The following is a 24,161-nucleotide window of genomic DNA, read 5'->3' on the forward strand; positions in this document are numbered from 1 at the left end:
TCATGCGTTACCTATCAGCCTTCATTTTTGCGATTGGGATCCCGTTGTCATCCGGCCTGGAGGCCGGGCAGGACACATCGCCGCTCTTGATTGACTTGCGAGGCACGCCGGGCGTGCCGTCCGACCGGGCCGGGGTGGAGATCCGGCTCGATACGCCGCGCAAAGTCGAAGGGGCGGTGTTTGTCGCGCGCGGCGATCCGCGTGACGGGAAAAAGCGTGAATCGCGCCTGGTTTTGCCGTCGCTTCCCTTGGGAGAAAACCGGGTGAGCGTCCGCTGGGAGCAGCTTGCCGCCTCCGGCAAAGAGGAATCCAAATCGCTGGCGCCGGCGGAGTTCAAGGAGTTTGACATCGTGGCATCAAACGGCAGGCCGCTTGATGCCACGCTCATCACCTGGCATTACATGTCGCCGTTGCTTATGGATCTGCGCGCGACTGAAGGTGTGCCGGCCGACAGCGCGGGCGTTGAGATTTGCCTCAACTCGCCAAGCAAGGTCGAGGACCCAGTGTTTATCGCGCGCGGTTACCAATTTCGGCTCATGCGTGAATCGCGCCTGATCCTGCCTCCGCTTGCCAAGGGGGAAAACCGGGTGCGCGTGCGCTGGGAGCAGCTCCCTTCCAACAAGGAGCTGATCGAGCCGGTTTCCCCCATTCATTTCAACGAACTGGATGTCGTGGCGGCGGACGGCTCGCCGCTCGATGCCAAACTCGTTTCATGGAATTATATAAGAGGAAATGTCACGCCGATGCAGCCCGCATGGGAATGTATAAAATCCCGCAGCTTCGCGGCGGATGCCGAAGGCTGGCGCCCCGGGATTCCATCCGATGGATTTGGTCGCTTCGGCTGGGTGCGGCCAAGCGGGTTGCTGGTGGGGTCGCTGCGCCCGGATGGATTCGAGGTGCGGGCGATCACCGACACCGGCGCGGAATTGCACGGCATCTGGAGTGTGCGGACCGGCAGCGCCGCCGTCCCGGTGTGGACGCGTACGCAGGCCGACTGGGTCTCGGTCGCGCATTCGACGTTTTATGATTATACCGCCGAGATGAAAAACGAGCTCGCGATGAAGGCCCCCGAATTATTGAAGAGCCGTCGCGTGCCGTTGCGCCTCATCGGCAGCTCGCTTGCGCCGGGCTTTCTGGTTGATTCAACGGAAAAAACATTCCGGTTGAATAATGAAGAAAGCGGAAAAAAAGGTGCGGGGGTGTTACCGCGACTGTATATTCCCACCCGTGACGGCATGAGATGGATCAAGGGCGGGGAGGTGTTTCCGGGCAAGGACATGAGCGAGGGCTGGCTGGTTGCCGTGTGGCCCGGTTATGAGGCCATGCCCATCCTGCTCGTCCCGCAAAAACGCCCGGAAACGGTTCGCGCGGATGACACGGGAGTGGAAATTGTTTTTCCCGGCTCGCTGGGCCGCGTGGGCATGTCGTATCCCGCGGGATACCGCGCGTGGCGCGGCGACGACGGGCAACTTGCCCAAAACAGCCGCAGGCTCGCCGCGATCATGCGCGCCTACCCGGATGGCTGCATGCAGCAGTTCAGGGTTTCCCCGGATGGCGCATGGGTCGAAATACGCGAGACCTTCCGCCACATCCTTTGGGAAAACGACTGGCAGGAGCCCGCGCAGCGCATCGCGCCGGCTTCGCCGTTGCTGAATTTTGCCGCGGCCAACGGCTATCCCGTAAAAATGCCCGCGCAAATCGCCGACATGGACTGGCCGACAAAATGCGGCCCCTACGCCGCCGCGTCTGGAGCGGAAATCACCTACACGCTGCCGGTGCCCGAGGCAGGCACACGGCTCTATCTGCGCCCCGCAGGGTGGCACCCGCTCGCCGCTGATATCGCCAAGGAACTCCTCTCTGTGGCCAAAATGCGCGAGGATATCTGGCTGCGCACCGACTGCCTGCGCGGCTGGTGGATGTGGGCACCGAGCAGCCTCGCGCTTCCGCTTTTCGAGGATGCGCAGCGCGACGAGTTCTTGAAACGCTGGCGCTGGACGCTCGACCACAATCTGCGCCCGCACATCTGGTTCGTTCGCGCCGAGCCGTTCAGCGGCGCGCGCTATCCCGTGTCGTTCGGGTGGCTGGAGCGCCACACGTGGACGCTCGGGGATATCAATTCGGGGGCGGGCGCGGTGCTTTACGGGTTGTGGGCCTACGCCCGCAGCAGCGGCGACTGGGATTTGGTCAAGGAAAGATGGCCCGTCATGCGCGGCGCGTTTGAGTATTACCTCGTGCAACACGACTGGTGCCAGATGCAAACCGGCGCGCGGGAGCACAGCGGCTCGTCGGCCATCGACATGGACGGCATCGGCTACGAGGGCGCGGTCGCGTTCACGGCCATGGCCGACGCGCTGGGCCGCGCCGATGAAGCCGCGCTCGGACGCCTGCTCGTCGCGCGTCTCGCCGTGCCAACTGCGGTTCGCTGGCTCGGCCAGAAATGGACGCATCCGCAAGAAAAACGAAACGACTGGGATCGGATTGGCGTAGGCTTGAGCGAAGTGAGGGGATTCGATTTCTTGGACAGCAGGAAGGGCGGCCCCGACCATGTCGCGAGTGAGTTGGCGTTGTCGCTGTCTTGGGCCGGGCAGTATCCCGAGCTGTATCATTTGCACCGCTGGACGCTGGGTGACGACTTCTGGCGCTGGTTTGAGGATTATTATGTCGAGCACAAGATTGAGGACTGGCGGAAAAATCATCCCGGCAACCGCAACAGCCATCCGGCCAACATCACCGCCCATTTATACATGCGAGCGCTGCTCGGCGAGCCGGCAGATTCGCTGCGTGGCGAATTGGAGCGTCAGGCGAAATGGGGCCTCGCGCCGAAAAGTGAAACCGCCCAGGAAAACGCAGCCTTCTACGCGCTGCTGCTCGGCCGCGACTTTCCGGTGTCGCTGGTGGCGTGGGGTCGTGCCGGTGTGAAAAAGGCCCGCTATGACACCGCTGATGGGAAACAGCGCGCCGTCCTGGAGTTTTCATCAAAAACCCCCTTCACGCTCGAACTCGCGCTGGCGCGAGCGCCGAGGCAGACAACCGTTAACGGGCGCGCGTTGTCCGCCGATGCCGTTGTCATTAAAAACAACCGTGCCCGGCTTGAAATCCCCGAAGGCGAAAGCCGGATTATATTGCAATTCCAATGAAACCCATCGCGCAACTTGAGGAACGCATCCGCGCCTGCTGGCTGGGCAAAAACATCGGCGGCACGCTGGGCGGCCCCCACGAGGGCAAGCCCGGCCTGCTTGCGCTGGATTTTTATAATCCGGTCCCGCAAGGCGTGCTGCCCAACGACGACTTGGACTTGCAGGTCGTCTGGATGCACCACCTGCTGCAAGGCGGCCATCGCACTGCGACGCCCGACATCCTCGCCGAGGCGTGGGCGCGCCATGTTGCGTTTCCGTTTGACGAATACGGCATCGCGCATCGCAACCACGCCTACGGATTGAAGGGCGCCGCGCGCGGCGCGTTCGACAATTTTTTTGCCGAAAGCATGGGCGCGGCGATACGCAGCGAGATGTGGGCATGCCTCGCGCCCGGCGAGCCCTCCCGCGCCGCCGCGCTTGCGCGGGCCGACGCCGTGGTGGACCATTGCGGCGACGGCGTGCTCGCCGAGGTGTTTCACGCCGCGCTCCAGTCCGCCGCGTTTGTCGAGGCTGGTCGCGAGCGCCTGCTGGAAACTGCGCTGGCGTTTCTCCCCGCCGGTTCGCGTCTCAAGCGCGGCCTGCTCGACACGCGCCGCTGGTGGGCCGAAACCGCCGACTGGCGCGAAGTGCGCGCGCGCGTCATCGCGCGCTATGCCACGGGCAATTTCACCGACGTGGTCTGCAACCTTTGCTTCGAACTGCTCGGCTGGCTCGACGGCGGCGACGACTTTGGACGCGCCCTTTGCACGGCGGTCAACTGCGGCCTCGACACCGACTGCACGGGCGCGACCCTCGGCGCGCTTTTCGGCATCATGAACCCCGGTGCCATTCCCGAAAAATGGGCGTGGCCGATCGGGCCGGATGTCGTTCTCTCCAAGGAAATCCTCGACGTGCCCGCGCCCGCGAACCTCGACACGCTCACCGAGTGGACGCTGCGGCTGCGCGCGCAACTGCGCGATTTTGCCGGGGAGCCAGAACCGCCCGCGCCCCATGCGCCCGCCGGGGAAAACCCCGTCGCCGGTCGCATCGCCCTTGCCGAGGCCTCCTCCGCGGATGAAAAAATCCTCTCGCGATCCTCCCCGCCCGACGCCGCCGGCTGGCGGGAGCGTTTCGCCCACGGGCACTGGCATCGCTGGGCCGCCGCCGATTTTCCCGCATCCGTGCGGCTCCTGAAAATGCGTTTCCGCACCGGCGAAAACCAGTCCGTGAAGCTGATGGCCTTTTATCGTCCCGGACTCACCGCCTGGGTTGACGGACGGTGCGCGCTGGTCCTGCCGGAAAACTGGTGCGCGGGCGATGTGTTCACCGCGCCGTCGTTTCATCGCGCCGGCCAAAGCGCCGTCGTTTTCGCGGCGGGCGCGCTGCCGCCCGGCGAACACGAGTTGATCATCGCGTGCCGCCGCCCAGAGCGTGATTGCGCCGCCGACTTGGTCGCGGGGCTTGGCGACCCCGCGACCAACCAGTGGCTCCCGCGCGCCTTCCTGCGATCCGAAGAATAATCATCCCAATATATAAACGATTTCCGAAATCATAAAACACATCATGCCCGCGCAACACCACAAGACCGCAAGTGACGACAAGGTTTCCTTTGGCCAGAAACTCGCTTATGGCGCGGGCGGCTATGCGGACAACCTGATGCAGAACAGCGTCAACCAAATGGCCAAGCCTGTGTTCAACATGACGCTGGGCGTTGACCCCGGCCTGCTCACCACCGCGCTCGCGCTGCCGCGCCTCTGGGACGCGATCATCGACCCGTTCATCGGCACCGCCTCCGACAACGCGCGCACCCGCTGGGGCCGGCGCAAGCCCTTTGTCGTCGTCGGGGCGACGCTTTGCGGACTGCTTTTCGCGCTGCTCTGGATGGTGCCGCACGGCTGGCCCAAGGCCGGCTACCTCGCGCACTTTTTCATTGTCGTGATGCTCTTCTACACGGCGTATGCTGTGTTCACCGTCCCCTACGGAGCCGTCGGCATCGAGATGAGTCCGGACTATCACGAACGGACGCGCGTGGTGGCCTTTCGCACGTTTTTCAGCGGCATCGCCGGCATCAGCACCTCATGGATGCTCTGGCTCTCGCAGCGCAGCGTCTTCACCGACGCGCTGCACGGCATGCACTGGGTCGGACTCGGCGTCGGGCTCACGATGATAGTGCTCGGCGTCATGCCCGCGCTTTTTGTCAAAGAGCGCGGACAGACCAAGGCGCGCAAGCAGCGCAAGGTTCCGTTGCTGCCCAGCCTGAAGGAATCCATCACCATAAAATCCTTCCGTCTTATATTGCTGATCATAGTGTTGATGTCTATCGGCCTGTTCATGGTGAACGGCCTCGGGTATTATATAAATATTTATTATGTATTCGGTGGCGACATGCGTGCAGCATCGGCGATCCAAGGAGTCACTGGAACAGTGTATCAAGTGAGCGGAATGCTGGCGCTGCCGTTGATCACGATGGCGTCTTCGCGCTTTGGCAAACGGCGCACGCTCTTTGTCTGCCTCTTCCTGCCGCTCGTCGGCACCATTGCCAAGTGGTTCTGCTACACGCCATCATATCCCTACCTGCAAGTGGTGCCACCGCTGCTGATGTCGCCCGGCCTGGCGTGCCTGTGGACATTGCTGGGGTCCATGCTCGCCGATGTCACCGATGTGGACGAACTCAAGCACGGTGTAAGACGGGAGGGCACGCTCAATGCGATCTACATGTGGGCGTCCAAGCTCGGCACCTCGGCAGCGGTGCTCATGTCCGGCTATGTGATTTCATTTTCCGGCTTCAAGGCCGAGTTCGGCGGCGCGCAGACGCCGGAGTCCATGCTGGTGATGCGCGCACTGGTGGCGTTTTTGCCCGCCCTGTCAATCGCCGCCGCCATCATCATCGTAAAAAGATTTCCCATAGGTGAGGCCGAGGCCTATGCCACGCGCAAAGAACTGGAGCATCGCCGCGCCATGGCGCCCCGGTCTGCCCAATAATCATACGGTCCGCGCACCAGTGCACGGACGCCTTGTCACTGGTGAACATGACAACCGTCCGTCGCGCCGGGAGAGCCTTTCTCGCGTATTCAAATGCAGAAACGCACCTTGCGTGGCAACTAATAGTCCGGACGAGGAATGTTCCAGCAGCATTTTTGTAACTTTGTCCTGCAAAAAACGCTCGACGGCTTCGCGCGTGGGGCGCGCGCCAAGCATTTTGTGGAAACCGGCCCGAAAAATCGTCTATACGTCACCGGAAGTGATTTCCAACTCATGCCCGAGTCCGCGCAGCCGCGCCAGTTCGCCCGCGATCATGTTTTCGCATATCTCCCGCTGCATCGCGTAGGGCAAAACGCGAAAACACAATTTTTTCCGTCATGCGCCCCACCAGCCCCGACAAAAGTCGTTCAGCGACCATGAGAACCCGCCCAGCGCCAGAACCGGCCTCACGCGCGAACGCCCGCGCGTCGTCATGATTCCGCATGCCACCTGCCAGAGCAAACACCTCCGTCATCGCCAGTCCCGCGCCCGGTGACGACATGCAGGCGCGTTGCGCGGCATACGCGCAGCCAAGGCTCACGACAGCGAAAAGAAGATGAAACAGCATGGTCATGAATACACACACCGCAGCCATTGCATACAGCCCCGCCACCATGCCTGAAAGCGCCTCCGTTTGTCTTGGACATTCCGACCATTTTTGAGGACGAAACGACCAAAAGGCTTATTTTGTCACCACGTCGATTTCCAGAACCACGGGCGCGGGCGTGGCGGCGGCATCCGTGGCAGGCTGGTATTTTCCCAAAATCTCGCACAGTTCGCGAAGGGCGAACGCGCCGATGGCATCGGCCACGCCGCCAAGGTTATGGCCGCGCACGGAAACGTCGTGGCGCATAAAGACCAGGCGCAGGCGCTCGCATTTATCGATGCCATTGCCGGTGCCGTCGCCAGACACGGCATCCGGTTCGTAACCCACCCCTTGGAAGCAGGCCCACGGAAGCAGCCAGCATCGTTTGTCCCGCTTCGCGAGGCGCAGGAACGACGGTGGCGCTGCCGGAACCTCGCGTTTTTCGGACACGGCACCGCCGTTTCCAGATGATGCGTGGTGGATGTTACCGCTGGTGGCCCGAGCCGCGCGGCGGCGTTCGATGTCATTTTTCAGGCTCATAATCGTATTCCTCTGTTGATAGATTGTTCCTGCTGTAGTTGCTGTTTTGGTTGTTGTTGCACTTGCGGAGGCGGCACCCATTGCCGGAGCGATTCGTGCAGACATTGCTGGGCTTTCTGCAACAACTGGAGTTGAAACGCCTCCACCAATTTTTGGCGGACGGCCTCGGCGGTCGCCTCGTCGGGTTGGATGGACAGCGCCAGTTCGCGGTCGGACTCGCGCTCGACATTCAGCCGCAGCGCCTCCTTGTCACTGGTAAACACGATGATCTTCCGCCGCGCCCGCGATATGCCCACATACCACTGCTGACGGTTTATCGGCGTATGCTCGCCATCATGGGCGACGAGCACGGTGTCAACCGTCTTGCCTTGCGACGCGTAAGAGGTGACCGCATAGCCGCGCACAAACATGCGTTGTGACGGCGAAAGCGTTTTCGTGACGCCCGCGTCATCCTTCACGCGGATGCGTCCGTCCTTCATCACGCGCCGCACCGTGACCAGTTCGCCGTTGCGAATCGTCGCCCCCTCACCGGACTTGCCGTTGAACTTCATCTGCAACCGGTCGCCGCGCGCCAGTTCCAACTCGCAGGTTTTGGTGACGACGAAGCGGTCGGCGTAACTGAAGCTCACCGCAGTGGCGCGCCCGCCCTTGCGCAATGTCACGCCATGCTCGTTTGCACCGGTGACCTCGCACCAATCACCGCGCTTGAAACGTCCGTAGCCACGAACAAAGAAGACCCCCGCATCCGGCGTGTAGAAACGCGCGTCGCGCTTTTGCGCTTCGCTCAAGTCCGCCGACTGCCACGAGGCGACCGACCTGCCCGCGCCAAGTCCGCCGATTTCTCGCAGACGCGCGCGGATGGCGTCGTTGGCCGCGTGCACGTCATCCCAAGTCTGCGCCACCGCGAGCACCTTTTCCTTGCGACCCAGCGCCTCGCAATATTCGCGCGCCAGTTCGGTCATGCGCTCGGCGGCTTCCAATTCGCGAATGCAGCCCATTGCGTCCAGCCGGTCGAATGAGACCGTCAGTTTCCCTTCCGCCGCCGCCTTCACCGCCGAGCGATATTTTCGCACGAACGCTTTCTCCTCGCGCGATGCCACCGCCGCCGGGTCCTGCCTTCGGATTGCCTCCAGACGCACCGTCTGCAAATTCGTGTGCTCTTCAATCGCGCGCAGCGCGTCCGACGCGGCCACCGCGCCCTGCTGCCGTGTGTCGCCCGACAGGATCAACCGCCCGCCGCACGTCTGCACCAGTTCAACCAGCGCGCGCATGTCGCGCCCACCGATCTGCCCGGCCTCGTCCACGACCACGACCGTGCCACGCGGCAGCGCGTCCACTCCTCCCGCCCCTTCGGCAAGCAGCCTCGCCAGGGTGTCCGCCACCAGTCCGTCCCGGCGCAAGTCCGCCGCCTGCTGGTGTTGCGGCGTGAGCACGCACACCGGATGCAGCGCATCCTCCAGACCGCGCGCGACTTCGCGGAGCGCCAGCGACTTTCCGCTGCCCGCCGCCCCCTGAAACACCGTGATAAAATCACAACTGCGCAGAATGCGGAGCACCGCCCCGCGCTGCTCCGCCGACAACGACGCATTCGGCTGATGCCCCAGGTTGAGCGCGGCATGGCTGCGCATTCCGTTCTGCGCGGCGAGCACGAGGGAAAACTCGCATACCAGCGCCTCGCGGTTGGTCAGCTTGCGCGACTTCGCGTCGCGGATGTAATCGCGCTTCGCCATCTCGTTTTCCAAGTCCGCCAGGGAAAAATTTTGACCGCGCCCACGGGCCAGCGCCGCCGACATCAACTCGTAATCGCCGACCACCGAACGTCGCTCAAACAGATGCGCGTCCGCCCACGCGACAAACCCGGGCAGCCCGCATTTCTCCGGGGCCACCGACGGCAGCGGCGGCGGCAGCCGCGCCAGTTCCAGCTTCGCCAGCGCGGCGTGTTCGGGCGGGGGCATTTCTGAGGCCCAGCGCGGACGCAGTTTTTCCGCGCACGCACTTTTGATTTTACGCCGCCGCTTGTCCTGCGCGACCTGCACGCGGAGCGCCTTTTCGTTCCCGCGCAGACCTTCCTCCGCGATGCGTTTTTTCGTCTCCGCATCAATCTGCTGATGCCGCTTGGAAAACCGGGCAACCATGCTCTCCGGCACCCCCTGAATCTCAAATCCGGTCGGGGTGTTGACGATTTCGTAACCGAGATTGCGGAGTCCCTTCGCCATCTCATGGTAGTAAAGATTCTCGGCAAATTTTTGCGCCCGATACATGCCGGTCGCGTGAAGCGCCTTCCACTTTTCTTCTGTCCAATCGTAGGTCGCGTTGAACACCACGCAATGCGTGTGCAGGTGCGGGTCGAGTTCGCGGCTCGTGTCATGCCGGAACAGCGCGGTCACGACACCGCCGGTCACGCGCTCGCCATTTTCGCCGTCCTTGCGCACGCGCGTCTCGGCGAATTTTTCCAGTTGATCGACCATCACGCGGACGGCCTTGTCGTGCAGCTCGATAATCCGGGCATCCTGCCAGAGCGCGACCACCGAGACCGACTTCGGTGGCGATATGGTAAAGTCATAAAACACGCGGCGATTCGACACCGTGTGCTCGTCCTCGCGACGGGTCGTGTTGCGCCGCATCGTCAAGGGTTGTCCGGTTTCCGGGTGCCGGCCTTCGCACATCGCCAAAAAACTTTTCTCGTCCACCACGCCGTCGAGCCCGAGCATGGACGCGGCGACCCCGCGCCATTCGCCGCGCACCACATGGCCGTCCATGTAGTAATCGCCCGTCGCCAGATGCTCGCAAAAATACCCCTCCGCGTTGGAAAGATTCAACTGCGGCTTGGCCGTCAGCATGATGGCTCCTCCCTCGCGACACGCGCGCGGATAATGCGGACAGGCCGCGTCCACCCGGAACGCACCCACGTTCTTTTTGAACCGCACGCATCTCCCCTTGCGCTCAGGCGCAATGATTTTTTCGGGCCTTGCATGACCGCAGCCTACCGGAGGCGCGCGAAAAGAATAGGGGCGGTATCCACATTCCAAATACCCGGATTTCCGGCGGCGCGCGCGCGACGCACGGGCGCGGTCGCACGACGTCTGTCCGCACCGCCCGATCTTCACGAAATCGCGCCGCGCCCCCGCGTGCCTTGTGGCGCGGCGCGACCTCGTGAGGGGCGGGGACGCACCGGCGCACGGACGGGGAGCCAGAACGTCGGCGGTCGGCGGCGGGGCACGGGTGTTCGCACGCCACCGGTGAAGCGGTGCCCTCTTTTTTCGCGCTGCCGCCCGCCGCCGTCCATGCTCCCCTGGCGCGGGAAAACACTCCGCATTTTGCTCCGCCGGAAATGCGGACAATGGGCCGCACGAGACGCCTCGGGGCACTGAAAGATCTGCCCTGCCTGCTGTCCGCTCAGTGTGCCACACCCGTCAAGATGTAGTCGCGGCTCGACCAAGCTCGCCGCGCTCCACACCGGACGCCTCCGCACCTGCTCCGGCGTCCTTTGACTGGGTGTGCCTTGGGAGCGGCGGAATCAGGCAGTAACCGGGATGACCCGGCAACGACGCCGGGGACGGGGACGGACTGCACCTGATTTCATTTCCGAACATGAACGACCTCGCTCAAAAAACATGCAACATCGAAAAAACCGAACGCACCCAAACCATCGCATACCGGAGAAAATTCCTGAAGGAGGGCGACACCGTTTACGTCATCCTTCGCGACATCAGCGCGAACGGCATGAGCCGCTGCATTGACTTATACGCAATCGTGGACAAAAGGCCCTGCTGCCTCACGTGGAGCGCTGCCATCGCATTGCGCAAACCCTACGACAAAAAGCGCGAGGCGCTTCGCATGGAGGGTGGCAGCACATGCGTGGTGTTTGAGGCGGTCTATAACCTCGCGTGGGCGCTGTTCGACCAACTTGGCATCTTCGTACACGACCTTTCTCGGTCTTGCGTCCCGAGACTCACGTCTCCGAATCGGCCAACTCCTCCGATCTTTCCAACAAGGTCGACGGCTCGCGATCACGACCAGAGGTCGTGCGTTGAACCGCAGCGCGGCGAAACAGGGGAGTGATCGCCTTAAACGACTTGACCGCATCTGGTGTCGCTACGATCAGCCAGCCTTGGGCGCTCAACGCCTCTTGATGTGTATCCACCCGATAGTAGGGCCCGCGGCTCCACCAGATGGTTTCAACTTGGAGTATCCCATCCGCGTTTTCCCAACCGAACATCGAACCTGCGCGACGGCGCCACTTTAGCGCCCGTGCGATCGCCGAATTGAACGCAACCCAATCTCCAGATCCCACCATCGCCCCGAAGTCGTTGCCACCCACTGCGGGACTGCTGATGGCTCCTGTGCCCGGCAGCATGGGATATGCATCCGCACGCCACATATGATTGGTCGCAACAAACCCATAGTCTTCCCTCCATGTTGGAGGCGCCTCCGAAGTAACAGGAATAATCACACTACTCCGGATTTCCGTCGGCAACGAGCGGTCCCAATACCTGAAACGCGAAAGTTCGGCTATCACGGCACGGCCGTCCCGCATTTTTCTGACGCACACGTCCAATGGGTCCTGCGGCAGCGTATTCCACGGAATGGGATCGTATCGCTTCAGGTATCGCGTCTCCGGCACAACGATTTCCGGTGGCATCGTTACTGGTCTGGCTGCGCTGATGACCTTATCAATCGGATTGAGCGTCACACCCAGTGCCTGATAGAGATCGAAATCAATCCGGGACGCATCGTAGAGCTCGGCCAGCACCCGGACCAACGCCAGTGATGCTGCCTGACCCCGAAGCCGTCGATACGGCAACTTGAGCCCTGCGTAATCAAGCCGATCGATCAACTTCTTCTCGGCTTCAGCGGACCAGGTAGCTCGATCCGCCGCGAGCATGAGGTCGGTGAGCCGCCAAACGAGATTCTGAAACGGAATACCCGAGTGGTCCGCGATCGTCTCTAGCTCCGCTTTGTAGAGCAGCACCCACTCATATCGATCCTCGGTTTCCATCGGCGGGGCGCCCTTGGGATAACTCTCCATCGGCAAGGAGAATTCCTTCATCTGGATCGGCGGTAGCACCAATCTGTAGATCACGGGCAATTCGCTTCTTGACGACTCCACCACAGTTGCTTTCGCCTCGGGCCACTTCTCGATCGCGGCCAAGGCATAGTCACGCACAACCGCCGAAGGATGATTGACCAGCTCACGGCAGCGATTCACCAACGATACTGGCGCCTCTGCAGTCAGTTCCGCGTTCTCGGTCAACAGCGCCAATGCCTCACACTGAGTCTCGTCGTTGATTTCGAGATAACGCGCGTAGACCCCGTGCACCCATGGGTAATGGCGAGGGTCGCGGCCCAATGATCTCAGCGCCTTGAATGCGGCATCGTGCAACTCCGGAACGGGAAGCTCTGCGCACCACATGATCCAGTGTTCCGCAATTTGCTGCGGAGTTATTGCTGAGGCCGATTCAACGAAAGGCAGTGGTTCGCACCGAACCTCCGCGAGGGCGAGCTGCTGTTCGGCCATTTCTTTCCAGAGGTGAGCCCAAGGTGGTCGCTCCAGGAAAAGTTCACACAGTTCGCGGAGACTGGCTGGAGTGGCGGGCGCGTAGGCATTGCCCGCCGCGTAGTCTTCGATCCACTGGCGGAACACGGTGGCGCGGGCCTCTGCCCCACCACTCGCTACCCATTCCTTGGCCGGACGAAGTCTTGTTCCACCATCCCTCATCTCGCTCCACCCTTTCGCGTCCGAGGTCGCAAACGCCCGACCTGCAATCTGGGCCGCTTCGGCATGTAAACCCTGCGCGCGAAGTTCGCGGGCGAAGGCACTCAACGCCAAAGGCGACCAATCTTCCCGAAGGCCAGCCTCGAACAAGGTCGACCAGTCCTTTTTGGGTATCCGGTCGAGCACATAACCCCGACGATCGTGATTGACGAAGATGGATTCTTGCGCGGTGGAATGTTCTCGAAAAGCCGCGAGAAACGCCTCGGCCGAATTCAAAGTTCTCCAGCGCTGGAGGGCTTCATTGTCCTTCTTCTGGAATTCGTCGTTCGCCTCAGTTTCGTCGGTATCGTCTGTTTCCTCGTGCGTCGTCCCCGTATTGCCCTGCAATCGCTCCATCCAAGCATTCCGCATTCGTGGAAGGGCAAGCGTTTCGACCGCGTCGATCAATTCTCGTCGGCATTCATCAATAGCCCTGTCTCTGGCCGGCAAGTCCGCGATCGCTCGGGCGATATTCTCATGCGTGCCGGTTGCACACGGGACGAGGAGCGCCGTAGCCAGCACGATGGCAAAATCCGCTTCGGCTGGCACGGTTTTCAAGATTGACAGGATGTCGGCTGCGACCGCGACGCAAAACGTCTGGAACCCGGCATCCAAGAACCGGACCGCATACTGATGAGTAAGCGCCAAGTCGCGTTGGGCGAGAATCTGGAGAAACGCTGCCCCCGCATCATCAAGATCTTCACCTCGCCGCTGGTCGTGCAGTCGCTCCAACAGGCGACCCAGATGAAGTGCACCCGCGGCAAATTTTCCGCGATCCCCATCCAGCGAGCGTTCCCACCAGATTATCCACTCGAGTGCAGATCCACCGTCTTTCTCTGGAATAGCAAAGGACAATTCCAGAAATTGCCGATACGTGGCCCGCGCTTTGTCGGGCGCGCTCGCCAAGAGCCACGTTTCCACAATGTCGGTCAACTCGTAGCTGATTTCGTCCAACAGGAAAGATCGATTGGCGGAGGCTCGCGAGGAGTCATCAAGCCGTCGGCGAAACGCGTCGAGATTCCCATCGTGCTGATACAGTCGTTTCGCCACGTCGCGACGGAGCGACGCGGACCAATAGGTCGACTCCTGTTCGTTCTCCCAAATTTGGTCGAACTCCTCTCCAACTACCGCCACCGCTTCTGCGCCATGCGCCGCGACAGCTCTCACAACCCACTCGAAATACTCCTTACGGCGCCCGGCGCTATCATGCCATGATCCCCAGTCACGGGTTTCTTTGTGGCTATGATGGTAGAGGCGAAGCAAAGGTCGCAGAGCGATGCGAAGCTCACTCGGTTCGTAGTTCTTTCCTGCCCGCCCTTCACCCCATAGAATGGCGAGCTTTGTTACCGCCCGGTCGAAGAGCCAACTGCCGTAGCGTCGCTTTCCCGAGATTTCGGGCACGATCTTCTCCACGTCGACCGGCAGCCTGACCGTCGCCAAAATTCGCGTTAGAATGAGTCGCTCACGGACTTTCGGTCCCGAGTTCAATACTTCATCTTTGACCGGACTCTCGGGTTGGCTCGCTCGTTCGATCCAAGTCACAACTCGAGCCCGATCGCCGGTGACGCGCCACAGCATTTCTGCAAGTTCGGCGGCCATCTCTGGCTCGCTGGCGTAAGCCACCTCAAGGCGACTCAGCGCTTCGATTGTCTTCGCGTGCTTGGGATGCCGGTGCACCATATGCCAGTCGAGGTTCAGCTGCCATCGCCGCAACTGTGGCTCGGGCACCGCCGCCCGCAGGCGTTCGACAGTCAACCAGTCGTCGCGGTCCGCAAACACTTTGGCGAGCGCACCCAATACATCGCTACGCAACCTCGCGGTCTTAATCTCGGGATTCGATTGGCCCCCGAAATGATGTTTGCCAGCGCGGAGTCGTCCAATGCCTGCGATAATTTCATCCAAGGGACGAAAGTTGAGCGCGAGTTTGGCCCATTCTCCAAAATCTCCATCAGATTCGTCGTGGAAACCTATCTCGACGGCGGTCTGTCCGGTTAGCGCGCCCATGGGCTCGGCGATTTCGTAAACTTCTCGAGCATGCGTCTGCTCGCCAGACTCCCACAAGGCCTTGCATAACTGCCATGCCGCTTTCGCACCTACGGTTAACCAACCCTTACTCTCAATGTGGCGACGAACCGCCTGCGCCCCGTAAAGCCGATAGATTAGCACCACATGGTCGTGCTGCTCAGTTGATCGGGCCCGCTGATAGAATTCCTGCCAGTTGAGCAGCAGGCCCATTGCTTCAGCCCGCTCATCCTTCCGGCCTGTGATTTCCACTGCCGCGTTGATGTCTTGGAAGATTCCCCTGATTGGCCGGTTCTCCAGATACTGCGCACGTAGGCGCCCTGGCGAGGAAAGCGCAAGAGCTTCGGGCTGGGCTCCGGCCATCCTTGCGTGATAGGCCGCCTCCCAACCCAAAGGTGAGCGGGCCGGAAGCGCGGCGAATAGATTAGAGAGCTCGCGATGAATCGTCGCATTCTCGTCGATCCCGAGGTTCGACTTGCGTGTCTCGGTGAGAACAAATTGCCGAAAGCTGTTGTGGAAGAAATCGACCGTTTCGGCTCCGGTAACGCGAAGGTAGGGGCGAGCCGTCTCCAACGCCTTTTCCACAGCGGTGGACTCAAACACTTCCAGTAATTCCGGCAGCGCAAACGAACCCTGAAGCCTAGCCCAACGGGCAAGCATACGCCGGGTTTCGGAATCGCGCCGGATGCTTTCCCAGAAAACCTGATAGCTGTTCTCGATGTGGCCACCGTAGGCTGGCGCATTCTCCAGAATCGAATTCACCTCAGAGCAGTCTTTCACGGGGCGTAACCGTTCGACTAGCAGTGCGAGAGAAAGGGGATGCCCCTCGCTCAAGCTCTCGATCTGCGTGAACTGGTCGGTATCCAGCGGCGCCGCAAGCTGTGAACGCTCGACGAAGGCTCGGATCTCACCCCGCGACATCGGGGACATTCGGACTATCCGGTTTTCCTTCTCCAGCGAGACTTGGATCGCAGGAGAGAGTCTCGGCAACGCAAGCGTCTGCGAGCCGAGAAAGAAAAGCACCCCCGAGGGAATGCTGTCCGGATGCGGAAGCACTGACAGCAGTGAAATCGTCGTCGTCTGCTCCCGTGGGATGTGATCCAGCCCGTCCACCAGAATGACGGTGCGCCTCCCCGTTTTCCGGAAATCCTCCCCCAACTCGCCGAACAAATCGGTCAATTCATTGCGCAGGCTGGTGAGCTCTTCGGTGGCATACCCTCGGCGTCCGCGAAACCCATGCCGGTGCAGCGAAAGTACCAGATCGTGAAGAAACTGCACCGCCTCTCCGCGTCCCTGCGAAATATCTCCCGGGAGATATGCATAGTAGGGAATAAACCGCCAATCACCTGTTTTTCGCAGCGTATGCGAAAGCGTGGTGGACTTGCCGGAGCCCGGTGTGCCCAGCAGCGCTGCATACCCTCCTACGATCGACGCCAACAGGTTGATGAGTGGCTCAGTCGTCGCATGGATCGACTGGTAGCGTTCGTCTATCTTCCATTCATGCGAATATCGAATCTGAAACCGTGAATTCCACTCGAGGCCCTGTAGTAGCGTATCTTGGTCGATTTTTCCCGGGCGAACATCGGCAGCGGCAATCTTCAGTAAGTGATTAGTCAGTGTGTCTAGGTCGCTCTCCGCCCACGATGTGTCCATCGGGGTCGTCGGGTTGACGAACTCGATCCCGCATTCCTCAAAAAACACCGCGACCTCGTCTCGTGCCAGGTTTGTTTCCGCAATTATGGCCTCACGCAGGCTGTTCCACTTTGCCAAGTCTTCGGGTTTGGAATGGATACCCCATCCTTCGAGCAGAAAACGGTGAAAATTCTCCCCCTCGGGAACGGCGATCTGATCGTCGAGTTGGCCCAACCCAGTCGGCATTCCCCGAAAAACCAACCGAGCGGACAAGACTCGGTCTGGATGAGCTTTCTTCAATGCCCGCCATCCGTCTGCCAGTTGCCGGATGAGTGAGAGCTTCCCTTCGGCAGACGGTTTCAGCAGCGATGCCAGAGTAATTCCCTTGGGGCTGGTGCTATGCTTCAACTGCAGCGCATCCAGCCGCCCCGTGGTCGCTAGGACGATGTCGTCCATGGCTTTCGCTTGCCGCGACATCAACTCCACCCACTCGAAATTCCCTCGCTGAAGTGCGCGTTGAATGTGCCATGCGCACAAACGATACTGGGTATAGAGTCCCGTGACCGCCCTCCTTTCGCCGTCTGCAGAGTAAGTAGTCTGATCGTGTGTCACGATCCCTTATCATCTACACTGCGTTTGCAGGCAACCGCACTTTTTGTTGTGCCTTTCTAGGAGCGACGCGCTGCAGTTTGATTTTTCCTGCTGCACCGACTAGACGATAAAGGATGGGCAGCCGTTGAACGAAATTATCCCTCTCTTGGCGTATATTTCCATTGTGCCGAAATGGAGGCCGATAGGCTGGGACAGGCGTTCACTCCGGGGCATCTTGAGTTAGACAGAAAGAATTCCAATCCTCAGCGCGCACACGGTCCGAGCGCCAGAATACCCGACCTTCCGCTCCATGCCATGCGTCAAGGTGGGCGCAGGCGAAGCCGGGCAATATGAGGACCGAATGGGCCAATTGGTCTACGCGCGGGTCGTGTGCAGTTCTCAGACTGCGACACGGCCCGGGGGGGTGAGGACAACGCGGGTTGCTTTTTTCGGCAGGAATTGAAACTGGTAGGACATGCCGGCTGAGCAACCGCGGAAACACCACTACCTGCCGCAATTCTACCTGAAGGGGTTTGCGGACAAGGATGGTCGCCTTTGGCAATATGCCCGCGAGGACGGGAAGCTGGTGATGGTGAACGTGACCAAGGCCGGTGCGGAAAAGGACTATCATCGGCTTGATGTGCAAGACCCGAAGGTCGATCAATTCGGGGCGGAAAAGATCATGGCGGAGATCGAAGGCACCCAAGCCAAGGTGCTGCGTGCGGTGTTGGTGAACCCGGCGGCCGCGGAAGAGCACCGGGTGGAACTCTTGGGCCTGACCCAGTTCATGTTCTACCGGGTCCCGAAAGTACGGGACATGCTGGTGAATGCGACGGAGGCAACGCTGGTGGCCTCGACGAAGGTGATGGAGAAGAACAAAGCCTTTGACGACATGCCGGAAGAATTGAAACGGCACCCCGGGGGCCGCAGCCTCACGGAGGCATTTCGGATCAAACCGAAGAACTGGTATGTAGTGTGGCAGATGCTTCGCTTGGGGACGGATCGAAAGCTATATGAATTGCTCTATCGCCGTAATCTTTCCGTTCTGGTTGCAAAAGGGTTCCGGCGTTTCATCACCGGGGACGCGGCGGTGGCCATCTATGATCGAAAGCACGGCTCTACGCCTTGGAAGGCCGCAGGCTTCGCAAGCGCGACCACAGAATTTTCATTCCCGTTGTCGTCCAACCTCCTGCTGCTCGTCAGTCACGAGAGTTCGCCGGGAGTCTTCAATCTTAACGATGACGAGGTGCGCGATTTCAACCGACGGACAATCGTTTGGTCGGAGCGGTTCTTGTTCGCCGAATGCTTCGATTCCCTGACGCTTCACGATATAGTAGTGCTATCCGGCCGGCGCGCGGGATTCTCGACGCAGAATATTGAAGCGGTGGATGGGATCTACACGATCAACCAAATGAAACCCGTGCATCCGGCGCTGGTGGCGGTCGATGGATAAGGATATAGGGGTTGTCGTCCTGCGCCCGCGGAATGATAGCAAAGTGAAATGCAGTTTTTGTTGCGCTTGGGCGAGTCCATCTCTGCTATCCCAACAAGGGTAAGTGGATAGCCTTGAGCTAAGCGCGCGGGCCACGCTTACCCTTTTTCAGAGTATAGATGACATCGGACGCCAAAGGAACGACACCCATGACCGTGTTCGTGAGTTACACTCACGACTCAATGGAGCATGATGCCCGGGTTTTGGCACTTGCGAAAGAACTACGGCATCGCGGATTCGACTGTGATCTCGACCAATTCCACGCGAACCAAAGCTGGCCGACCTGGATGGAGAATCGGATCGCGTGGGCCGAGAAGGTGATCGTTGTCTGTACCGAGACCTATCTCCGCCGCTGGCAAAATAACGAGAAACCCGGGATTGGTCTCGGTGCCCAATGGGAAAGCCTCCTGACACGGCAGTGGCTGTATGAATCACCCGAGGTGCACAACAAATTCGTGCCGATGGTCTTCGACCGGAGCGACCTGCAGTATATACCGATGCCGCTGCGCGACGTGACACGGATCGTCATCACGGACGGATACGATGGCTTGGTGCGGCGACTGCTGGACATCCCGCCAGCGGAGGCGCCCCCGGTGCGCACCGCGGTGCCGCAGTTGTCACTGGCCCCGGACTTTTTCACGGCGGGCGCCCAAGAGCATACCCCGCATGCGGGATTGCACCCAGAAGCGGAGGAATTGATTTCGAACCTGCTACCGATCTCCACCCCGGAGATCATCCGCACCGCCAAGGTTGTCCGGAAGAAGAAAGGAGGGCCATTCCCGGCCGAACTTGAACGTTCGTGGACGCAAACGGGAAAAACGGAACCGAGGCCGGTCGGTTTTTGGATCGACGACGGCGTGCTGCACACCTTTGAAGACCTCGATGGCGTGGTCTGGCGCGACCTGTTCCGGCGTGGTGTCCTCGTGGCGCACACGCCGATCCCGACGAAGACATGGTCGCAGTCCAATTCCTTCGCCGACCAAGGCCGATTCATCAAGCTGCTGAACAAGTCGCTGCACCAGCTTTGTGCGGAGAGCCAGACCGAGGCCACGCTCGGCTACAGCAAGCAGATGAAATGCTGGCTGTTTCAGGCGCAGGCCGGCCGGCGAATCGGGCACCTAAAGACCCGCGCCATCAAGCTCAACGCATCGCGGATGATCTACAAGGCGATCAAGAACAAGCTGTCGGACGATCCGGAGGCGATCCAGCACTGGCAGCACGAAGCGTTCCGTTACAAGTTTCAGCGATTCGGCTCCGCTTGGTATCTCGTGCTCACACCGTATTGGGCTTTCACCTCCGACGGGGTCGAGAGTCCGAGCCGGTGGCAGAAGAAATCGAGCGCCAACATGCGCAAGCCAGAAAAGAACCGTGCGGTGCTAGGCCACGTGCTGTTCTGGGCGTCGGTCTTGTGCCGCGACGCCGACCTGCTGCGTTCCGCACCCAAGCTGCAGATTCATCCGCCGGTGCGCCTAGGCGTGACGCCTTCGATCCGGGACGTCGATTGGCTCAAGGTGGCCAAGGAAGCGGAGCGGACCGAACTGGAGGCTGATTTGGCGGCGGAGGTGCTGTTATGATCCGCCTCGACCGCGTCTTCACGGAACCACTGCTGGAGTTCGGAGGGGGCGGGTGTTCGTCCGACATCCGCGATGGCTTGCTCCGCTTTGGCCCAGTGGATGCCGGCACGCCGAAGGCGAAGGAAATCGTGCGCCTCGGCTTTGTCGGTTCGCCCAAGACTGTGGCGGCATTTACGGAATGGATGAAGCAGTGCGGCGCGGGCTTGTCCGGCGACGATCCCTTGAATCCGAACTTTGCGCCGCGGTTCCCCGGCCTTGATCCGACGGCGGGATTCCGTTGCCGTTTTGCCACGGCTCCCTCTTGGGTGACGGAGGTCACGGAGGCGGAACTCAAGGTCGAAGGCAAGAAGCCGGGAGCGGTGATCGCCTTGACGGAATTCTTCCACCAGCGGATCAAAGCCCTTTTCGAACTGAGTGCTGCAAAGCCCGACGTAGTGATTTGCCTGCCGCCGGACTTGGTCCGTAAGATCGTCAAGCCGAAGACCTTTTCGGAGGATGATGACGAAGAGGAGCAGAACGATTCCGGTGTGGATTTCCATGACTACCTGAAGGCCCTCTGCCTCCAGACCCAGTCGAAATTCCAACTGATCTGGCCGCGCACCTATGCGGAATCGAGCCGCGGGGTGCAGGATCCGGCCACGCGGGCGTGGAACCTGTTTGCCGCGTTGTTCTACAAAGCCGGCGGCATCCCGTGGAAGCTGCAACGGCCTACGGGGGCACAGAGCACCTGCTACGTGGGCATCTCCTTTGCCCGCCGGGAGGAAGGCGGCTACATGCACTCAAGCCTGACCCAGGTGTTTAATGACAAGGGAGAGGGAACTATCCTGCGCGGTGGCATGGCGAAGATGTCAGACGAAGACCACGAGGTGCATCTGCCGAAGGACAGCGCGCAAAAACTGCTGGCTGATGCGATCAGGAATTTCGCCAGCGCGAACGATCAAAAGCCACCGGACCGCGTGGTCATCCACAAATCCTCCGGCTATGATCAGGCCGAGTTGGATGGTTTCAACGAAGCGGCCGAGGAAGCCAAGGTGCGTTTCCGGGATTTCACGGCATTGACGCGGGCCGCGTTCCGTTTGTTCCGGATCGGGACCTATCCCCCGCTGCGCGGCACGCACATCATTCTGGATGAGATGAACTCGCTGCTGTATACGCGCGGTAGCGTTGCTTTCTATCGAAAGCACCCCGGGCCTTACGTCCCCCGGACGCTGCACATCCGATACTACCAGACGGATCGCACGCAATCGGATATCGCCGCCGAAATCCTCGCCCTGACCAAGCTCAACTGGAACAAAACGCAATTCGACTCATTCTACCCCATCACGTTGGGCGGCTCCCGGCGCATCGGTGAAATCTATCGCTGGTGCGCGAACCCACCCGGCGACCCGATCACCTACGCGCATTTCATGTGAGGTGGCTCGGTCAAGTGTTTCGCCGACCAGCGGATCATGGTTGAGCTTGATGCGAAGGCGAAAGAATAGGTAGCCGAGAAGCGTTACGATCCGGTGTTCGGCGCGACCACTCAAACGCTTCCTCCAACGAAGCGTTGAGACCAAGCTGGCACGTGCAATCATCGCCGGCGATCACTTCGCGCTGATGTGCCGGTGATAGTTGGCCCAACCCCGGATGACCGGGTTGAGCACGCGTATCAGCTTCTCATGCGACGCGCCCTTGTTCGCGTTTATCAGTTCCCGGATTTTGGCCAAAAATGACAGCGCATTTTTCTTCGACGGTGTCACGAGCACGCCCCCATTGTAACTGCGGATGTTTTGGCCGAGGAAGTCAATGCCCTCGGTGATATGCGTGACTTTGGTCTTCTCGGGCGAGAGCCGAAGGCCACGCTCATTGAGAAACGCCTCTATCAAAGGACGCACTTCATGTTCAAGCAACTCACGGGACCCGGCCCCCTCGGATGCGGACATTCGCGTCATCCGTGGCCTGAAGGAAGCCGCAAGGATTCTCGATATCGACCTCGTGGATCATGTGATCGTCGGTGACATCAATGCCGATCCCCGCAAGGTTGGATACTTTTCCTTCCACGAACAGGGACTGCTCTAAAAGCCATTCCAAGGAAGTCTCTATCGCTGGCGTTCCGGCTTCGGCATTCATCCTTCGGGATTGCATTAATCGCGGTTGCGCCGCCAGCGATGGCGAAATCACCGGCGAAAGCCGCGCGGCAATAATGCGACTCCCGTCAGCCCCGGCGTATTCGCGTGCTCCATCGGCACCCCGCTCGAAACCCTTGCCTGCTGCGTGTTCCGCCATTGTGCCACACCCGTCAATGTAGAGCTCGCTGGCGCTCGCCTCCACACCGGACGCCTCCGCATCCGCTCCGGCGTCCTTTGACTGGGTGTGCCCTTGGAACGGCGTGAATCGGGCAAGGCCAAGACAACCCGGCATGTCGCCGGAAGCGGACTGCGCCTGATTCCGCCAAATCACATGACAACCGAAACGACCTGCGTGTTGGAAACACTCCACCTGCCCCAAGGCCGCAAGCGCGCCTCTGTCCACCGGGAGCTTCTCCACCACATTGAGACCGGCGAAACCATGCTCTTCCGCTTTCTGCATGGCTACCTCACGGCTGCGCTGTGGACCTCCCACGACGACAACGAAAAATACTTCGACGCCACCCACGCCATCGAGGACATCTCAATCGCCTCGCTGGTGAGCGCATGGGCGGAATGCTCGCAATTCTGCCGCGAGTGCAAAACCGACCTGTGCCATCTCGACGACGAGCGTAACGGACATAATTTCTGGCTCACGCGCTGCGGTCACGGCAGCGGCTACTTCGACGAGTCTGTGAACGACGAGCTTGCCGAGTTCGCCATGCAGCAACTCACCCGCGCCAGCGAGTCCTTCGGCGAAGTCGATCTCTACATCGGCGACGACCGCAAACTGCACTTCAGCAACGAAAGCCGCGTCGCATGAAAACGAGCCAAGCCCCGGCATTCAGGCCGTTGCTCGAACAACTCATCCGCCACCACGACGCGTACACGGTGTTTACGGCATTCGCATCGTTGGCCGCCTGCGCACTCGCGCACGGCACCCGCGAGGCCGAATACCACGAAGAGGCCAAGCGCTGGAACAGAGACGAACTGGAAATTTTCAGCCACGCCCTTGCCGCATTGGTCATGGAAATGGAGGCCCAACCCTTCACCGACCTGCTCGGCGGCCACTACATGGAACTCGCCCTCTCCCATAAAGGACAGCAATGGAATGGAGAGTTTCACACCCCGCAGCACATCTGCGAAATGATGGTCCAAATGCTTGCCGGTGACTCATTACTGCCGACAGAAGGCCCCGTCACACTCTGCGAACCGGCCTGTGGTGCGGGAGCGATGATTCTGGCCTATGCCAAGGCGCTCTCACCGGAGAACCACTGCCGCTTGCGAGTCACCGCCATCGACATCAGCAAAACCGCCTGCGACATGTGCTTCATCAACACCACCCTCTGGGGCATCCCAACCGAGGTCATCCACGGAAACACCCTCTCAATGAAATTCTTCGCCTCATGGCGGAACATCCACTGGGTTTTCCAGGGCCGCCTTCATCTCTTCGCCGGATTTACCGCTGCACAAAACCAGACAGACGCGCCGCAATCTGAAAACGGGAACGGAAATGAAACGATGAAGCCGCTTGCCACCGCGCTCATCGCATCCGCTGCCGAACAGCAGGGACAACCGCCCACGCCGGAAAAAGCCGAACAAATCAAAGCCGCCTTGGGACAACAGATGTTCGATTTCGCATGACCTCGGTTCGAAAGAACCAAAAAAGAATAGGGGAGACCCGACGCAGGCTCACTTTGGTCATGTTTCCCTTGCAGGATAGCCGA

At 60.5% G+C, this 24,161-nt stretch carries 14 protein-coding genes and 1 pseudogene; 10 read left to right on the forward strand and 5 right to left on the reverse strand.

Features of this window, described 5'->3' with window-relative positions; genetic code table 11:
- Positions 1 to 2: 2 nt before the first annotated feature.
- The 3 genes from OH491_RS22290 to OH491_RS22300 are packed head-to-tail and all read left to right on the forward strand — an operon-like array spanning position 3 to position 6,098.
- Entirely contained in the window at positions 3 to 3,137 is a 3,135-nt protein-coding gene (locus OH491_RS22290) for a hypothetical protein (protein WP_068768982.1), read from the forward strand.
- Positions 3,134 to 4,636 (forward strand): ADP-ribosylglycohydrolase family protein, encoded by a 1,503-nt coding sequence (locus OH491_RS22295; RefSeq protein ID WP_068768981.1) that lies wholly within the window; start codon positions 3,134 to 3,136, stop codon positions 4,634 to 4,636. Before OH491_RS22290 ends, OH491_RS22295 begins: the two co-directional genes overlap by 4 nt.
- Before the next feature lie 43 nt (positions 4,637 to 4,679).
- Positions 4,680 to 6,098, forward strand: a complete 1,419-nt coding sequence (locus tag OH491_RS22300; RefSeq protein WP_068768980.1) for an MFS transporter — start codon at positions 4,680 to 4,682, stop codon at positions 6,096 to 6,098.
- 271 nt (positions 6,099 to 6,369) lie between these two features.
- On the opposite strand, the gene OH491_RS22305 is transcribed toward OH491_RS22300, so the two are convergent.
- The 4 genes from OH491_RS22305 to OH491_RS22320 all read right to left on the reverse strand — a co-directional run bounded on the left by OH491_RS22305 (position 6,370) and on the right by OH491_RS22320 (position 17,128).
- Positions 6,370 to 6,711: a hypothetical protein gene (locus OH491_RS22305; RefSeq protein WP_145928582.1), complete on the reverse strand. Its 342-nt coding sequence runs from the start codon at positions 6,709 to 6,711 to the stop codon at positions 6,370 to 6,372.
- 108 nt (positions 6,712 to 6,819) lie between these two features.
- Complete coding sequence (locus OH491_RS22310; RefSeq protein WP_068768978.1) at positions 6,820 to 7,263, reverse strand: hypothetical protein; 444 nt, start codon at positions 7,261 to 7,263, stop codon at positions 6,820 to 6,822.
- A complete protein-coding gene (mobF, locus tag OH491_RS22315) occupies positions 7,260 to 10,103 on the reverse strand; it encodes a MobF family relaxase (protein WP_145928581.1) in 2,844 nt (947 codons plus the stop codon). The genes OH491_RS22310 and mobF overlap by 4 nt, the downstream gene beginning before the upstream one ends.
- A gap of 1,112 nt (positions 10,104 to 11,215) precedes the next feature.
- The gene (locus tag OH491_RS22320) at positions 11,216 to 17,128 is read right to left on the reverse strand and encodes an ATP-binding protein (protein WP_145928580.1); all 5,913 of its coding nucleotides are present in this window, start codon (positions 17,126 to 17,128) and stop codon (positions 11,216 to 11,218) included.
- A gap of 610 nt (positions 17,129 to 17,738) precedes the next feature.
- Here OH491_RS22320 and OH491_RS22325 point away from each other — a divergent pair.
- From OH491_RS22325 to OH491_RS22340, 4 genes are all read left to right on the forward strand, one after another.
- The gene (locus OH491_RS22325) at positions 17,739 to 18,716 is read left to right on the forward strand and encodes a DUF4238 domain-containing protein (RefSeq protein WP_068768975.1); all 978 of its coding nucleotides are present in this window, start codon (positions 17,739 to 17,741) and stop codon (positions 18,714 to 18,716) included.
- A 158-nt stretch (positions 18,717 to 18,874) separates the two neighbouring features.
- Entirely contained in the window at positions 18,875 to 20,329 is a 1,455-nt protein-coding gene (locus tag OH491_RS22330; RefSeq protein WP_068768974.1) for a toll/interleukin-1 receptor domain-containing protein, read from the forward strand.
- Positions 20,326 to 21,741: an argonaute/piwi family protein gene (locus tag OH491_RS22335; RefSeq protein WP_068768973.1), complete on the forward strand. Its 1,416-nt coding sequence runs from the start codon at positions 20,326 to 20,328 to the stop codon at positions 21,739 to 21,741. The genes OH491_RS22330 and OH491_RS22335 overlap by 4 nt, the downstream gene beginning before the upstream one ends.
- Positions 21,742 to 21,829: 88 nt before the next feature.
- Positions 21,830 to 21,937 carry a hypothetical protein gene (locus OH491_RS22340; protein WP_342751099.1) on the forward strand — a complete coding sequence of 36 codons (108 nt, stop codon included), beginning with the start codon at positions 21,830 to 21,832 and terminating at the stop codon, positions 21,935 to 21,937.
- Here the strand turns inward: OH491_RS22340 and OH491_RS22345 are convergent.
- Positions 21,916 to 22,227, reverse strand: a pseudogene (locus OH491_RS22345) (group II intron maturase-specific domain-containing protein); the annotation flags it as partial. The gene OH491_RS22340 and the pseudogene OH491_RS22345 overlap by 22 nt on opposite strands.
- On the opposite strand from OH491_RS22345, the gene OH491_RS28260 reads away from it, so the two are divergent.
- From OH491_RS28260 to OH491_RS22360, 3 genes are all read left to right on the forward strand, one after another.
- The gene (locus OH491_RS28260) at positions 22,115 to 22,387 is read left to right on the forward strand and encodes a JAB domain-containing protein (RefSeq protein WP_425429177.1); all 273 of its coding nucleotides are present in this window, start codon (positions 22,115 to 22,117) and stop codon (positions 22,385 to 22,387) included. The pseudogene OH491_RS22345 and the gene OH491_RS28260 overlap by 113 nt on opposite strands.
- 381 nt (positions 22,388 to 22,768) lie before the next feature.
- Positions 22,769 to 23,257, forward strand: a complete 489-nt coding sequence (locus OH491_RS22355) for a hypothetical protein (RefSeq protein ID WP_068768970.1) — start codon at positions 22,769 to 22,771, stop codon at positions 23,255 to 23,257.
- Entirely contained in the window at positions 23,254 to 24,078 is an 825-nt protein-coding gene (locus OH491_RS22360; RefSeq protein ID WP_084441857.1) for an N-6 DNA methylase, read from the forward strand. Before OH491_RS22355 ends, OH491_RS22360 begins: the two co-directional genes overlap by 4 nt.
- Positions 24,079 to 24,161 lie beyond the last annotated feature (83 nt).

This window comes from Termitidicoccus mucosus (genome assembly GCF_038725785.1).
Taxonomy (GTDB): Bacteria; Verrucomicrobiota; Verrucomicrobiia; order Opitutales; family Opitutaceae; genus Termitidicoccus; species Termitidicoccus mucosus.